General features: G+C 43.5%; 12 protein-coding genes and 1 riboswitch. Of the genes, 9 read left to right on the forward strand and 3 right to left on the reverse strand.

Annotated elements, in window-relative coordinates:
• The first annotated feature begins 753 nt into the window (after positions 1–753).
• Positions 754–2,010, forward strand: a complete 1,257-nt coding sequence (locus O3Q51_10545) for an MBL fold metallo-hydrolase (GenBank protein ID MCZ4409252.1) — start codon at positions 754–756, stop codon at positions 2,008–2,010.
• A 94-nt stretch (positions 2,011–2,104) separates the two neighbouring features.
• Positions 2,105–2,797 (forward strand): methyltransferase domain-containing protein, encoded by a 693-nt coding sequence (locus O3Q51_10550; GenBank protein MCZ4409253.1) that lies wholly within the window; start codon positions 2,105–2,107, stop codon positions 2,795–2,797.
• A gap of 228 nt (positions 2,798–3,025) precedes the next feature.
• Here the strand turns inward: O3Q51_10550 and O3Q51_10555 are convergent, their stop codons facing one another.
• Together O3Q51_10555 and O3Q51_10560 are read right to left on the reverse strand one after the other, a co-directional pair.
• A complete protein-coding gene (locus O3Q51_10555; GenBank protein ID MCZ4409254.1) occupies positions 3,026–3,967 on the reverse strand; it encodes a DUF4465 domain-containing protein in 942 nt (313 codons plus the stop codon).
• Positions 3,964–5,883 (reverse strand): TonB-dependent receptor, encoded by a 1,920-nt coding sequence (locus tag O3Q51_10560; protein ID MCZ4409255.1) that lies wholly within the window; start codon positions 5,881–5,883, stop codon positions 3,964–3,966. The genes O3Q51_10555 and O3Q51_10560 overlap by 4 nt, the downstream gene beginning before the upstream one ends.
• A 113-nt stretch (positions 5,884–5,996) precedes the next feature.
• Positions 5,997–6,134: riboswitch (cobalamin riboswitch) on the reverse strand.
• A 154-nt stretch (positions 6,135–6,288) separates the two neighbouring features.
• Between O3Q51_10560 and trkA the strand changes: the two genes are divergently transcribed.
• From trkA to O3Q51_10580, 4 genes are all read left to right on the forward strand, one after another.
• Positions 6,289–7,629: a Trk system potassium transporter TrkA gene (gene trkA / locus O3Q51_10565; protein MCZ4409256.1), complete on the forward strand. Its 1,341-nt coding sequence runs from the start codon at positions 6,289–6,291 to the stop codon at positions 7,627–7,629.
• Between the two features lie 62 nt (positions 7,630–7,691).
• Complete coding sequence (locus tag O3Q51_10570) at positions 7,692–9,086, forward strand: TrkH family potassium uptake protein (protein MCZ4409257.1); 1,395 nt, start codon at positions 7,692–7,694, stop codon at positions 9,084–9,086.
• Positions 9,083–9,730, forward strand: a complete 648-nt coding sequence (hxpB, locus tag O3Q51_10575; protein ID MCZ4409258.1) for a hexitol phosphatase HxpB — start codon at positions 9,083–9,085, stop codon at positions 9,728–9,730. Before O3Q51_10570 ends, hxpB begins: the two co-directional genes overlap by 4 nt.
• Positions 9,731–9,762: 32 nt before the next feature.
• Positions 9,763–10,623 carry a tetratricopeptide repeat protein gene (locus O3Q51_10580; protein ID MCZ4409259.1) on the forward strand — a complete coding sequence of 287 codons (861 nt, stop codon included), beginning with the start codon at positions 9,763–9,765 and terminating at the stop codon, positions 10,621–10,623.
• On the opposite strand, the gene dacB is transcribed toward O3Q51_10580, so the two are convergent.
• Positions 10,620–12,047: a D-alanyl-D-alanine carboxypeptidase/D-alanyl-D-alanine-endopeptidase gene (dacB, locus tag O3Q51_10585; protein MCZ4409260.1), complete on the reverse strand. Its 1,428-nt coding sequence runs from the start codon at positions 12,045–12,047 to the stop codon at positions 10,620–10,622. The genes O3Q51_10580 and dacB overlap by 4 nt on opposite strands.
• Positions 12,048–12,070: 23 nt before the next feature.
• Here dacB and asnB point away from each other — a divergent pair, with 23 nt between their 5' ends.
• From asnB to O3Q51_10600, 3 genes are read left to right on the forward strand one after another with little or no spacing between them, the layout of a single operon-like run.
• The gene (asnB, locus tag O3Q51_10590) at positions 12,071–14,002 is read left to right on the forward strand and encodes an asparagine synthase (glutamine-hydrolyzing) (GenBank protein ID MCZ4409261.1); all 1,932 of its coding nucleotides are present in this window, start codon (positions 12,071–12,073) and stop codon (positions 14,000–14,002) included.
• A 33-nt stretch (positions 14,003–14,035) separates the two neighbouring features.
• The gene (locus O3Q51_10595) at positions 14,036–15,214 is read left to right on the forward strand and encodes a glycosyltransferase (protein MCZ4409262.1); all 1,179 of its coding nucleotides are present in this window, start codon (positions 14,036–14,038) and stop codon (positions 15,212–15,214) included.
• A 43-nt stretch (positions 15,215–15,257) separates the two neighbouring features.
• Complete coding sequence (locus O3Q51_10600; GenBank protein ID MCZ4409263.1) at positions 15,258–16,043, forward strand: polysaccharide biosynthesis/export family protein; 786 nt, start codon at positions 15,258–15,260, stop codon at positions 16,041–16,043.

The following is a 16,043-nucleotide window of genomic DNA, read 5'->3' on the forward strand; positions in this document are numbered from 1 at the left end:
TATTCTTGGAGAAGCAACAGACTTGCAAATGCAGTGGAGAGGATCTTATAAATTAAATTTTCCCGATAGTCGTAGAATCAGATTATACGTATGAATATACGTGTAATTCAATTCTACGGCTTTGAACCGTTGCATTGCAATGAGCTGCAGCAGCGCCGCAAAGCTTTTATTGGTTATACTTGTGTAGAGAAATACAGAAGAGTGAAGACATCATCGAGAACATAAAAAAACATCAACCATAAGCTGAATAACCCGCACGAGTGCGTGTTATTCAATTGTTGTGTTCAATTGAAAGAAAAGTTATCTCGGGTACGGTTTGGGCCCGAATTTGACGGGAGCGGAGCGCGGATGTGATCGGGCCGACGAGTCTGATACCGACGGAGGATTAAAGCGTGAATAGAGACGCGAGCGGACGAAGTAGTCGCGGATTTTTCGCTTACAGCTTCTGCGAACGCCACGGGAAATCATTTTAGGATCTGATCGCTTTGAAGGTGAGCCGAGACTCTGCCGTCAGTGGAATAGGAAAGTGGATGACTTTTTGAAGCGCCGCGGGGCCCGATCGCTGAGAATGTTGGTAGGGTGCAAAAAAAATAAAGACTGAACACAACAAGACCTATGATCACATGCGGGTTTTGGTCTTCGGAGAAAAGAGGTTAATTTGGGAGTGAAATTTAAGGCTTCGGATGTGAGATTGGCGGTGAAAGTCCGCACGTGTCATAGCCTGAGCGTTAGGCACAATTAAGAGAATGAATTATGAAAATTGAATTTGTATCACATGCTGGATTCATTGTAGAAGCAGGATCAAAAAAAATATTTATTGACCCTTGGACAAAGAGTAAAACTTTCAATGACAGTTGGGCTCTTCTTACTGGAGATATTGAGGTTGACTACTCGGGAGTAGATTACATTTTTGTTACTCATGAACATCCTGATCATTTCAATTTCCCAACTTTAAAAGGAATTGATATCCATGATAAGAAAAGAATTAAAATCCTTTATCAAAAACACGCATCAACAAGACTAAAAGATGCGTTTGAAAAACTCGGGTTTTCTCAAGTAATCGAATTACCTATTTATAAATGGACGAGTGTAGATAAATTTGAATTATACTGTGGTTCTGCTGGTTCAATGGATTCGTTTCTAGCCATAAAATCTGACAATAAAAGTATCGTTAATTTGAACGACTGTGTCTTCAGAAAAAAACAATACGAATACATCTCAAGACAAATTGGAAAAGTTGATTTTCTTTTTACTCAATTTTCATTTGCAAATTGGGTTGGTAATCAAGAAGATGAAATCGGAGCTTCAAAGAAGAAGATTGAGGACCTCTTCCTACAAAAAGAAATTTTTTCACCCCAATATATAATTCCATTTGCGAGTTTTGTCTACTTCTGTAATGAAGAAAATTCTAGAATGAATGATTGGATTAATTCGCCAGAAGATATTGCCAAAATTCAAATTCCTGAAATTCAATTTATGTACCCTCATGATAAAATCGACACTAATAACACCTTTTTTAATTCAAAATTAGCCGTTGAAAAATATATGAGGGATTTTAAAAAAATGATCATTGATCCTACTCCCGCTCAAATTCCTTTTCAAGAAATTACTTTAGCAATAGAGGCAAACTTGAAAATATTTAAAAAGAAAATTAAATACCCATTCAGAAGAATGGTAAAACCTTTTGGAATTTATATTCATGATATAGATAGATCTATTTTTATAGACCCTAAAAATGGCAAATGGACTGAAACTTCCAAGGAAAACACGAGATACTCAATGTGTAGTCAAGTTTGCTGGTATACGTTTAAATATGAGTGGGGAACAGGTACACTTCAAGTTTCTGGAATGTTTTTAGACCGAAAATATCCAGAACCTACTTCCAAATACTTCTTCTTTCAAAATATGTTATCGACTGGTTTTTTGTCAACTAAATCAATTCGCCAAACCTTCAGAACATTAAATTTTATTTGGAGAAAAAAATGGGAAATATTTTATCGTTTTGTATGACAAAAAAAGTGCCTAACAACAGCTATAGCGCATACCCTGAGGGATACGCACCATAGCCAAAACGTTGTAAGTCATTGAATAAATCTCAAAAATTATGAATAAAATCAAAAGTGCAATCAAGAAAATTCCTCTATTAAGAAATATAGCAATGTATTTTTATAAGAATGTTTATGGCACCTCAGAGTTTAGAAATTCAGGTGAATATTGGGAAAACAGATATAAATTAGGAGGTGACTCCGGAGCAGGTTCTTATAATATTTTAGCTGAATTTAAAGCCGAAGTGATTAATGAATTTGTAAAGAAAAATGATATCGAAACAGTTATAGAGTTTGGGTGTGGAGATGGAAATCAACTAAAGTATTTCAATTTTAAATCCTACATTGGTTTTGATGTCAGCAGAACTGCGATAAATAAATGCCGTGACATGTACGAATCTGATTCGACAAAACAGTTTGAAACCTTAGAATCCTACAATAAGGAAAAAGCCGATCTCGTGTTAAGCCTTGATGTTATTTATCACCTGATTGAAGACATCACCTATTTTGATTATATGAAGAAGTTGTTTTCTTCATCCAATAAATACGTAATAATTTATTCTTCAAATGATGACGAACATGAGAATAATAATGTGGCTGCACACGTAAAACATCGAAAATTTACGAACTGGGTTGAACACAATGCTCCTAATTTTAGGATGATAAAACAGATCCCTAACAAGCATCCATTTAACGGGATTAATGAGGTCTCATCATACGCAGACTTTTTTATTTTCCAAATTCAAGATTGACAAAACGAATTACAATATTTTGTACAAGTAATGGCAGGAAAAGTGCTAAAAATTGAGATTTATATACCGGTCTAACCGCGTAGCGATTTGAAAAGAAAGAGGCCCGCAATCTGCCACTAATCAATAATTTACCGTTGGGAAAGCCGCATCATTGCAAGTGCAGCATAGCGCTGTTGACTATTCACTTCATGAACAAGGGCAGTATATCAAATCGGATCTTATTGTCCATTATCTTTTTACTACCGATTGAGAAGAAACAACTCCACCAATCAGCGCCTGCAAAATATAGGTACCCGTTTGCAAATTTTCCAAATTGATTTCATTCACATTCTTCTCTTGCAAAACGAGTCTCCCGTTCACATCAAAAACAGAAATCAATTCAGGGATGGATTCTCCTGAAATGCGAATGCGATCTGTTGTGGGGTTGGGATAAACTTGGAACAATGCTTCTTGCTCGTTTCGAGTTGAAAGGAGATTATTGGTGATAAAATCATCGATACAGAAATAAGCAGGGGTATTCATCCCGAACTCTCCGACATCGCTGGAGGTAAGCGTGAACGAAAGGCTGTCGGCAGCGCCTAGGCTTGAGAGATCAACGTACGTCCACTCGTCTACGATGTAGTCCTGAGAATTGTCGGTAAAGGTGAAGTCAGCCAAATAGAATTCCACTTCGTTTGGCATAAGCTCTCCACCTGAATAGGCCTGAATCGTCAGCAAGAAAAAATCGGGATCGTTGCCCGTGAGGCCGCCAAATTTCTTGGAGAAGGAATCGCCGTCCAGCATGCTGAAATAGGCGTAAGTGCTGTTGGTGATGTACACTCCTTCTTGGCTTGCTCCATTTTCCAGACGTACGACGGACTCACCCGAAACATAACCTGTGGCGTAGGTATCTGAATTCAGACCTTGGCCTGTGATGGCGCTGTATTGATTCGTAAAGCCGGGAGTCGTGTTATCTGATTTGTTGGTAATCGCCCAGCCCGACCAGCTGGAAAAGTCGGTGTTGTAATCGTTGGGCAAGAAAATAGCACCATCGCCGAAGCCCCCGCTTAAGTCACTTCCATTTAAAAAGGATTCAGGCTGTAGGTCGAAATTCTCAAAACCCGCGGTGGTTGTTTGGGCATTGGAAATGGTGAAGGCGATTGCAAAAAGAGGTAGAATTAAGTTTTTCATTGATTGGTTTTCACATGATCGTAGGAAATGCGGATACCCGCTTGAAAGTTTATACCCGGCATGGGGCGGCGATCGATGACGAAGTAGTCGGCATCGTATAGATTCATGATATCGAAGAAAAAAGAAGCACAGACTTTGCCTTTGTCTTGCTTGGCTTCGCCGGAATACTGAAGACGGACATCGGCCGTGTGGAATTCGGGAATGGGCTCGTTCACCCCTCTGGAGGCTCCCGTATAGGAATGCCGATACGAGATGGACAGGCCACGGATCTCAACTTTAGCTGAGACAAAAGCCATTTGCTCAGGGGTGTAAAGCAATTGCGCTCCCACCTCCATTCCGGGCACATCTGAATTTCCTCCATTAGTGGACAGGGTCTTATCGTAACCTCCGTCGATGAAAAGTTCAAGATTTGAGATGTAGATTCTACTGCTTGCTCTTAACTCAAGGCCTCGGCTCCAAACCGTTGCCAGATTTGAGGCTGACCAAAATCCTGAACCTTGCTGCGGGCTCCACATGATCCAATTATCAATTTCGCGGTTAAAGCCCGTAATCGACCATTTGAACACCGAATTCTCGATTAGAAAGCGATTCTCAATGGTGGCCTCCTGACTCCAGCCCGATTCAGCTTTGAGATCGGGGTTTCCGCCTGGCACCCAAAAGCGATCATTCAGCGTAGGAAGCCTGAAATTCTTTGAGATCTTCCCTTTGATCAACCAATTCTTAATCGGGCTGTATTCCGCACCAATAGACGGAACGGGCGAAACCAGCTCTCCGTCAAAAGATTCTTGACGCAACTCGGCTTGAAGAGTCAAGTCTCTTGCCGTGTAGCGCCACATTCCGAAGACAGACCAGCGGTGCTCTCGGGCTGTTTCTCTGTACTCATCTGCCTCAGCTTGTGTGACAGTTTGGGTGTGTCCGATAAAAAACCCATTCTTTTCACTCAGCGAAAATTCTCCTGAGGCTTCCGCCAAATACGTCTGGAAACCACTGGGAGCTTCAAGGCCAATGGACGGATCGGAGAAAAGAATTTGCTCGTCAAAAAAAGCAGCTTTGACATTTAACTTAAAACGGGCCGACTCGCGCCGATACTTCAGCATGGTGCGTGTCACCTCATCTCTTTGTTCGGCCAGACTTCTCGTTTGCACATTGGTGGGAGGAATTTCCCGAAAGGAGTTTTGATGCCAAATATGCGCGGTGAGTTGATCTTTATCAGAAATCTTCCAACCCAAATCCTGCGTGAAAATTCGCTGACTCAATTCGGCGTTGGTTTGTTCCCTTTCGGGCAAATCAGGCGAAATGGGATATCGAAAATCATTGCGTGCTTCGCGGTACTCGAATGTGGTTTTGGACGAAAAGATCTTTGAACTCAGCTGAATGGATGTGGCTTGCCGCAGCCTGCCGAAATCTCCAAGTACGGTTTCGGAGCTCACACCAACACCATTCGAGAATGAAATTCCATTCTCCAGATTAATGACACCGCCGATGGCACCGCTTCCCCATGCTCCCGAACCACCGCCGCGCTGCAATCGCACGGAATTGAAAGAGCCGAGTGGCAGCAAGCTCAAATCGAGTTGGCCCAGCATAGGGCTTTGCACGGGCAATCCATTCCAAAGCACCAATGTGTGACCCGCCGCTCCGCCGCGAAAGGAAGAAGTAGCCAAGCTTCCCAAGCCGTAGGACTTGATGTAAATCCCCTCTTCTCGCAGTAGTTCCGAAAGGTCTGAAGCAGATATCGAATTTATCTCTGCAGCTGTCCACTGCTTCACTTGCGAGCCCGGACTCTGACTACGAATGCCTTCAGCCGAAATTTCGACCACGGGAATTTGAAGCAAGGTGTCCGCTTGACCCTTCGCCGTCATTGCCGAAAGGCCGAAAATGACCCAAAGTAAAAGCACATGTCTTAAGCTGACATTCATAATCTTCTTGCAAAACTCACTTCGCAAAAAGACGATATGTAGAAACAGGGAAACCTATCAAGCAGCAGAAAACTGCTTGGGTGACGAGTTTGAACATTGCTCTTTGTGCGAAAGCAAAATCCATACGTCAAGGGAGGCATTCTGGCTTACAGCTCCATGTCTGCTTACAGTTGCGCAACAGCTCGTGACTTTCACACGATTCCCCTCTTTCGGTCCGCCACAGGCGGACAACCTTGAAGTACGTGCGGCAAAAGTAGGGATTAAAAGCAGCATGAACGGCGATGAATGAATTTTTCTCAATTAAAAAAAGTAAAGAATGTGGCGTGGAGAATAGAAATGGATGAAGGGTGATTTAAAGCGCTGCGTCTCCTTATATTTGTACAAATTTTTCAGAAGACATCTTGAATGAAAGTTATCATAGCCGGTGCAGGAGAAGTAGGATTTCACTTAGCGAAACTCCTAACAATGGAGGGGCATGCCTTAACGGTAATCGATAAAGATCCCGACTCTTTACAGCACATTTCACAGCACTTGGATTTGGAAGTATTGGAGGGAAGTTCGACCTCCATCAATATGCTGACCAGTGCGAAGGTGCAGAAGGCAGACTTGGTCATCGGTGTCACGAACAGCGAGGATGTCAATATTACCACCTGCATCATGGCCAAGCACCTCGGTGCAAAGCGAACGGTAGCTCGGATCTCAAACGTAGAATTTCTGACCAGCAAAGAAAAACTGGACATGGCCGAAATCGGTATCGACGAGTTAATCTCGCCTGCCTCATTGGCCGCTCGTGAAATCAAGCGACTTTGCAAAGAGTCAGCTCTGACAGACTTCATCGATTTTGACAAAGGCAAGCTTTCAATAATGGGCTTGAAAGTGGAGCACGATAGCCTTGTGGCCGGAAAAACCATCGAGGAGTTATCCCACTTGAATAGCGAAAAGAACTTCATCACCGTAGCCATTCTGAGAAACAACGAAACGATCGTTCCGAAGAGGGATACGCGCTTTTTGATTAATGATCACGCCTATTTCTGCGCCAATCCTGAAGGACTGGATCGGGTATTGGAGATTTTCAAAAAAGATCGTGTTGAAATCAAGCACATCATGATTTTGGGAGGTAGTGCAGTGGGATACCACGCTGCAAAAGCTCTGAGCAAGCAGTACCGAGTAAAGTTGGTCGAGCCAATAAAAGAGCGGTGCATCAAATTGGCAGAGCAGCTTCCCGACACGCTCATCATCAATGCCGACGGTAGAAACGTAGATATCCTCGAGGAAGAAAACCTATCTGAAATGGATGCATTTATTGCCGTAACGGGCAATAGTGAAACCAATATCATTACAAGTCTGGTCGCTAAAAACCATGGTGTGGATAAAACCATCGCCTTGGTAGAAAACATTGACTACATCCACCTTTCGCAGAGCATTGGGGTAGACACTTTGATCAATAAAAAATTGATCGCTGCCAACTTCATTTTCCGCTACATACGTCAGGGTGAAGTGCTTTCTTTAACGAGCTTGCACGGAGCAGATGTGGAAGTTTTGGAGTTTGAGGTTCCGCCGAATGCAAAAATCATAGGAAAGACTATCGGAGATTTAAAGTTTCCAAAAAATGCAGTAGTCGGAGGAGTCGTTCGCGATGGGCATGGCCGCATTCCCGATAGCAATTTTGAGTTTGCAGAAAAAGACCATATCGTTGTGCTTTCTAAGTTACAATGTATTCACAAGGTAGAATCGTACTTTAAGTGAGAATCAATCTAATCGGTATTATTAATATCCTCGGCGTATTGCTCTTTATCAATGCCGGGTTGATGCTTTCCTGCATCCCGTTTGCCGTATATTTTGATGACGGCACATTGATCAATTGGATCAGTTCGGTCGGAGTGAGCGGTGTCCTCGGAGCTTTGCTTTGGTTTTCTACTTTTCATCACGCCAAAAGAAGAAACATCAAAAAGCGGGATGGATATATCATCGTGACGTTAAGTTGGGTGGTGATGGCAATGAGCGGAGCGGTACCTTTTATGCTCACCGATTCCATTCCCAATTTTACCAATGCTTTTTTTGAGAGCATCTCAGGGTTTACTACCACGGGGGCTACGATCTTGGACGATATTGAAAGTCTGCCTGAGAGCATTCTCTTTTGGCGAAGCCTTACCCAATGGGTCGGTGGTTTGGGATTTATTGTATTAGTTATCAGTATTCTTCCTTCCCTCGGCATCGGCGGAATGCAGCTCTTTTTGGCGGAAGCACCAGGTATTACGGCAGATAAGATTCAGCCGCGAATTCAAGATACCGCAAAGCGACTTTGGTTTCTCTACATAGGCTTGACCTTGATAGAAATGGTGATACTCTACTTCGCCGGAATGTCTTTTTTTGACGCCATAAATCATAGCCTTACCACCATGTCTACAGGTGGATTCAGCACGAAACAAGCTAGTATCGCGTACTTCGAATCGCCCGCCATCGAGTACATCATCACCTTTTTCATGTTCCTCGGCGGAACCAGTTTTGTACTGATTTACTTGGCCCTTAAAGGCAAATTTGCTCGAATCTGGCAAAACGAAGAATTTCGAGCCTACACTACTCTGACTTTTGGGGTAACCGTGGTGGTTTCGATTATCCTAATGTTCAAAAGTGGGCTTCCTCTGGAACAGGCATTTCGCGAAAGTATTTTTCAGGTAGTCGGAGTTCTCACCACTACGGGGTTTGCCACAGCTGATTTCACTGTATGGGGCGGTAGTGTGGCTTTGATTTTCTTCACTTTGATGTTTGTGGGTGGCTCTGCGGGTTCGACCGCCGGTGGAGTGAAAATCATCCGTCACTTGATGATTGCTAAAAACTCCATCACTGAGTTTAAAAGACAATTGCACCTTTCGGCAATAATTCCGGTACGCTTCAACGGCAAAGCAGTAGCCCACGAAATCACCAGAAACATTCTGGCCTTTGTGATTATTTACCTCACCATTTTCGGTATTGGGTCGGTTTCGCTAACTCTGCTTGGAATGGATGCGCTCACGGCAATGGGTTCCGTAGCCACCTCCTTGGGTAATGTAGGACCGGGATTGAACGAAACGGGACCTTCTTTAACCTTCTCCCAAATTCCTTCTTTGGCGAAGTGGATTTTGGGTGCATTGATGGTAGTCGGTAGACTTGAGATTTTTACCGTACTCATAATTTTCACCGGTTATTTCTGGAGAGATACATGATCGAAGCAGTCATATTTGATATGGATGGGCTGCTCATTGACAGCGAGCCTTTTTGGCGCCGAGCCGAAATAGCCGTATTCGCCACAGTGGGAATCTCACTTACAGAAGATGATTGCCGCGAAACCATGGGCTATCGACTTAATGAAGTGGTAGACCTTTGGTATTCCAGAAAACCTTGGAACAATAAATCAAAAGAGCAGGTCGAGGAGCAAATACTCGCTCATGTACAAAACCTGATCGAAACCGAAGGCGTGCCATTGCAAGGTGTCATGGAGACCATCTCTCTTTGCAATGAGCTAAAGCTAAAAACTGCGATTGCTTCTTCTTCGGCCATGCGTTTGATCAAGGCTACGGTGAAGCGACTCGGACTCGAGGGTACCTTTGAAATATTGCACTCTGCCGAACACGAAGAATACGGAAAACCGCATCCCGCTGTTTTCATTCATACGGCGAAAAAGCTGGGAGTGCGAAACGAAAATTGCCTAGTCTTTGAAGATTCATTTCACGGCATGGTAGCGGGATTGGCAGCAAAAATGAACGTTAGCGTAGTGCCTGAGCTAATGAATGACCGTTTTAAGGCGGCTCACTTAGCACTCGACCACCTCGACTCGAAACGCATTAAAGCCTTTATTTTGAGTCATTAACTTTTCTAATAAATCCGCGTATAAAGCGTCATATGCGGATATTCACTCTTTTATTTTTATTGATCTCGCTGCATTCTTTCAGTCAAGAGCTCGACGAACTCAAAAAGGCGGAATTGCTCTATGAAAACGGTGACTTTCAAGATGCCATTTTCATCTTGGAAAAGTTGATAGACAGCGATAACAATAACTTTGAAGCACTGCTGCTGCGGGGAAATTGCTTTCAAAAAGAAGAGAAATTTGTTGCCGCTATCCAATCCTACGAAAGAGCTGAAACTCTTCAAAAAGAATCAGCTTTGCTCAATGCAAATTATGGTGCGGCATTTCTTAATCTCAAGCAGATGGACGAGGCAAAAGAAAGGCTCAAAACTGCATTAAAACTCGATTCAGATTTACCCGAAGCCCATTATTTCATGGGCAACTTGGACTACTTCAATTACAGAACATCTGCAGCATTAAGGCATTATTCAAAAGCCATCAAGCTAAAACCTGAGTACAGAGATGCTCTTTACATGCGTGCAGCCGCCTACGCCGAAATGGAAGAGTATTCGTTGGCACTGCGCGATTATGAAAAGGTACTGGAATTGGACCCAAATTTAGCCGTAGCGAAATACAATATGGCGGTTATCCTCATAGCCAATGAGCAGTACGAAAAGGGTCTGAGTCTGCTCGATGAAGTAAAACCCGAGCAATTGCCTAACCCCCGAGATTTCTATTACTATCAAGGTGAGGCACTCTACTTTTCAGGTAAGAAAGAAGACTCTTGCGAATTGTATGCTAAAGCCGGAGAAATGGGCGACCTTGAAGCTCAGGAAATCTACACTAAGCATTGCATGCAAGGGCAGGAACGCGAGGAAAAAAAACCTGAGAAGAAGGTTATTAGAATGGCATTCTAGTAGTGGCCATACGCCCGTATGAGCCAATCTTCAATTTTCTTTCTGACCTCAGTCCCTGATATTTCGAAATTATTTACCATGATAGCGAAAGCCAGCTCCCTTCCCGAATACGTTTGAAAAATACCGGCATAAGCCTTTACATTCTTCATACTTCCGGATTTCAATTTGGTATTTCCGGATAAATTGGTGCGTTGTCCGAACCACTTCACACTCCCCTCCTTACCTGCTTCGGGAAGCACATCCAGCAGATACTGCTTCTGAACTTGTGAAGTTCGCATACTCACTAAAAGCTGCGTGAGTTGCAATGCAGAAACGGCTGTAAATCGGGAAAGTCCACTACCGTCATAGGCGAAGAATGTAGCGTCCTTACCCCAGATTTTCTTTAAATATTCTTCCAACGCAGCAATACCACCTTCAATTGACGGGTTCCCCTGCTTTGCACCAAGCTGCACCAACAAACCGTCTGCCATCAAATTATCGCTTTCCCGATTGATATGTTTCACCATTTCGCTGAGCGGAACGGAAACTGTCGTGGCCAATTTCTTGTAAGTAATCGGTTCGCGAAATTGCTCCTTCTCTGCCACATATCCGTTTGACGGAATACCCGCATCACTTAATCTCTCCCGCAGATGGTACGCCATGAATAGCGCGGGATCAGGAATACTGCCTTTAATGGTGTATCGGTCTTGCCCAAGAGGCAAAGTACCTCTGACAGTCCGCTTCATTTCCAACGGTGAACCATAAATGTATGCTTGGTCAGATTGGATGGTACTGCTCTCAACTTCCGATTCAATCACCATTCCCGGCACTTCGGGGTAAACGCTGAGCAATTCGGCGGGAAGGCCCGGCTCATCAGGAGTTTTGAAGTTTAGGAAATACGTATTGTCATTGAAATTCAAGCCGTGGATTCCTGCACCGAAATAATTACCCATATCCTCCCAAACCCGAGTTCCCGGTATAGTTTGACCTTGGAGGTGAGCTCCATTGCCAATCACATTACCTGCAATGGAATCAATGCCGGCTGCGATCACAAATTGAGTATAGTTCTCAATAAACTCATCAAAACCACCATCGAAATGCCTCGACCCAAGAGATGGATCGCCTGAACCAAGAATAAGGACATCACCATACAATACACTATCCTTGATTTCACCCGTGTAGGCCAGGTGGGTATTAAACCGAAAATCTCTGCCCAAATTTCCCAAGGCCGCAGAGGTGGTAGCCAATTTCCAAACCGAAGCGGGACAAGCTAGTACTTCCTTATTGTATGACTCAATCTCTTCGCCCGTCAGTGCGTCTGCGAGCATGGCAGAAATGGTGGCTCCTGCCAAGTCGGCATCGGCGACCAGTCGCTCAATTTGAGCTTCAGAAACTAGATTTAAAAAAATTGCACTGATGATGAGAACTACGCTTTTTAATGTCATTGTTGAATTCTTTCAAAACTATAATGCCAAAAAAGGCCCTTTTCGTATACTTTCGGCCTCGTAAAAGAACTGTTTTGTGTGGAATAGCGGGTATATGGAGTAAAAAAGATATCTCGACATCGAGGTTGGAAGCTTTATCCAAAGCCTCAGAAGCTATTGCAAAGAGAGGTCCAGATGCCAAAGGGAAAGCCGTTTTTCCGAAATGTGCTTTAGCCCATCGAAGACTCTCCATCATTGATACAGACTCCCGTTCAGATCAACCGATGAAGAAGGGATCACACAGTTTAATCTTCAACGGTGAAATCTACAACTATAAAGAGCTCAAAACAGAGCTGACTTCAAAGGGGTACTCTTTTCAGACGAAGGGAGATACCGAAGTCTTGTTGATCGGATTGATTGAAGAGGGTGTGAGTTTTTTGAAAAAAGTTAACGGTTTTTTCGCTTTCGGCTTTTATAGCGAAAGTGAAAACAGGCTGATCATAGGTCGAGACCGCTATGGTATAAAGCCTTTGTACTATCATCGATCAAGTGATGAAGTAATATTTGGGAGTAGTTTGGGTACGGTCATGCCCTACTTATCGAAACCGGAAATTGATCAAGAAAGTCTGTCCCTATACCTCGGCTTAAGTTATATCCCTTTCCCAAAGACCATCTTAAGCCACGTTCATAAACTCGCACCAGGCACCTGTTTGCACTTTCATGGTGATTCGGTCAATGAGGAAATTTTCTATGAGTTAGATATAAGCAAGACGAAGGATATCTCTGCTGATGAGGCGAAGAAAGCCATAAGAGAAAAACTTACGGAGTCGGTTCGTAAGCGAATGGTTTCGGATGTTCCGTTAGGAACTTTTTTAAGTGGAGGGGTTGACTCCTCGATCATCACTCAGATAGCCTCCCAATTTGATCGATCAATTCCCGCTTTCTCCATTGGCTTTCCCGATCAACCCTATTTTGACGAAAGTCAAAAGGCTGCTCAAATAGCGAAGCACCTTAGGGTAGACCACCACATTTTGGAAGTGACCGAAAACGACCTCGACCGACATTTGGATGATATTCTGAACGCGATGGACGAACCCTTTGCCGATTCGTCGGGGATTCTGGTGAATATGCTTTCGGAGTTTGCTCGCAAAAAGGTTAAAGTAAGCCTTAGCGGTGATGGAGCAGATGAGCTATTCGGAGGGTACAATAAGCACCGCGCTTTGTTGCGCTCCATGCAGTCGGATTGGAAAAACGGCCTGCTCAAAAATGCTTCCCCATTGTTGGATGTGCTCCCCTCCTCCAGGAATCACAAGGCTTTTGATCGTTTTCGAAAGATTCAAAGGTATTCGAAAGGACTGCGATCAGAATTCAAAGATCGCTACCTGGAATGGGCTTGTTTCACACCCGAAAAGGAAGTGGCCGGTCTTATCAAATCTCATCGCGGCTATTCAAATAACCAAACGATCAGAGCTTATCTCGATCGATTGGATGAGGGAAATTTTAACTCAGTTTTGGAAACAGATTTCGCGCTGGTTCTGGCGAATGACATGCTTTGTAAGGTAGACGGAATGAGCATGCACCGGAGCTTGGAAGTGAGGGTACCTTTTCTGGATCACGAATTAGTAGACTACGTTTTTTCGCTGCCTGCTGAGATAAAGCTGAATAATAACTCAGGAAAAATATTGCTGAAAGAAGCTTTCGCGAATGAGTTTCCAAAAGGTTTTTTCTCAGGGTCAAAAAGAGGTTTTGAAGCCCCTCTTACTCATTGGTTCAAAGGCCCGTTGAGAGAAAGACTGGAGCGCCTCTTCAAAAAACAACTCATTGAAGAGCAAGGTCTCTTTGACTATGATCAAATACAAGGCTTGATTAAAAACGCTCTGAGTCGGGCACCTGGCGACAGTCCACATACATTGTGGGCATTGTTGGTTTTTCAACATTGGTATGAGCGCTTCTTTTTGACATCCACACCCTCATAAATTTTACCTTAGGTCTTTCGCTCAAGATACACTATGCCCCGAATTCTCAGAATAATAAACCGTTTCAATCTTGGTGGCCCTACTTACAATGCCGCCTACCTTACCAAGTACCTGCCTCCGGAATACGAGACAATGCTTTTGGGCGGGATGAAAGATGAAACTGAGGATAGCTCTCAGTTCATTGTAGAAAATCTGGGCATAACCCCGACTGTACTTCATGAAATGCATAGAGAAATTAATGTTTTCAATGATGCCGCAGCTTATCGAAAAATTAAAAATATCATAGCCGAATTCAAGCCTGATATTGTTCACACACACGCATCCAAGCCAGGCGCTCTAGGCAGATGGGCCGCGCATCAGATGAATGTCCCGGTAATTATTCACACATTTCACGGGCATGTATTCCACTCCTATTTCAACCCCGCCAAAACGAGGTTTTATAAATCCCTTGAGCGAAAGCTTGCAAAGATTAGCACGCGCATAATTGCCATTAGCGAAAAGCAAAAAGAGGAATTGTCGATCGATCATGAAATATGTCCTGCTGAAAAAATTGAAGTCATCCCACTGGGATTTGACTTAAACCGCTTTCAAGATGGTATTGCCAAAAAGAGAGAGGTTTTCAGAGAAGAATTTTCTTTGGCAGACGATGATATCGCTGTATCCATTGTCGGAAGGTTGGTCCCGATTAAAAATCACGAACTATTTCTAGACTCTATGAAGTGGGTCAAGGCGAGAATCAACAAAAAAATCAAGGGCTTTATAGTCGGTGATGGTGAGTCAAGGGCGCAACTCGAGAGTTATTGTTCGGAAATAGGACTCAGCTACAGCAGCGATTCTGAAGATGATGTAGATATTTACTTCACATCTTGGGTAAAAAATGTAGACTTTGTAAATTCAGGTTCCGACATAATAGCCTTGACTTCGAAAAATGAAGGAACACCAGTGAGTCTGATTGAAGCACAAGCGGGAAACAGGGCTATTGTGAGCACTAGAGTCGGTGGTATCGAAGATGTAGTAATACCTGACGAGACGGCCCTTCTGAGCGATCCAAACAGTACGGAGGCATTCCAACAAAACTTATTAAAGCTTGCTTCCGATGATGATCTTAGGAAGGCCATGGGAGAAAGAGGATGGTCATTCGTAAAAGATAAGTTCCACTATGAGCGTTTAGCCCGTGATGTTGCTGCTCTTTACGCGCGGCTATTGGTATAATTTTAATACTTTCGACGTTTAAAATAGCGTGAATAAATTCCGCATGAGAAGAATTCTCTTTTTAGCTCTAGTAGCTTTTACTTTAGGTAGTTGCACCATCAACAAGGACCTATTATTCAAGACTCCGACAGATTATACATTTGACGAAGTACCTGATTCTGCTCGTGCAGAAGTGGTTATTGCGCCAAATAATCTTTTGACGTTCAACTTCTTTACCGGAAACGGACACATTCTTGTGGAGCAATCCATCGGTAATGGAATCTTGGGCGGTGCAGGTGGTCAGAACAATCAAAACATTACGAATCAGCGAAACCAAATTTCTTATTTGGTAAATGATGACGGTACAGTTAAACTGCCCGTTCTCGGGAGGGTAAATCTGGACGGTCTCTCCATCAGAGAGGCTGAGAGTAAACTCGAGGAAATGTACTCTGTTTACTACAATGAGCCATTTGTAATGCTACAAGTTCAGAACAACCGGGTGATCATATCGCCGGGAGCCGGAGGAACCGCGCAAGTTATCACGCTTGTAAATGCCAATACTACTCTCATGGAGGCTCTGGCTATGGCCGGTGGTGTAAATGCCAGAGGAAATTCCAGCAAAATAAAGCTGCTTCGAGAGAATCGCGAAACAGGCGAAAGGGAAGTCTATCTTATCGATTTAAGTACCATTGATGGGCTAAAGGCGGCCGATATGATCGTCCAAGCTAACGATATCGTCTATGTTGAACCGCTGCCTTTAATTGCCAGAGAATTTGTTGAGGAGATCACACCAATCGTAACTCTGATCACCACAGCAGCCCTTCTTATTGCCATTTTGAACGTCAATTAG

The organism is Cryomorphaceae bacterium 1068, assembly GCA_027214385.1.
Taxonomy (GTDB): domain Bacteria; phylum Bacteroidota; class Bacteroidia; order Flavobacteriales_D; family Cryomorphaceae; genus JAKVAV01.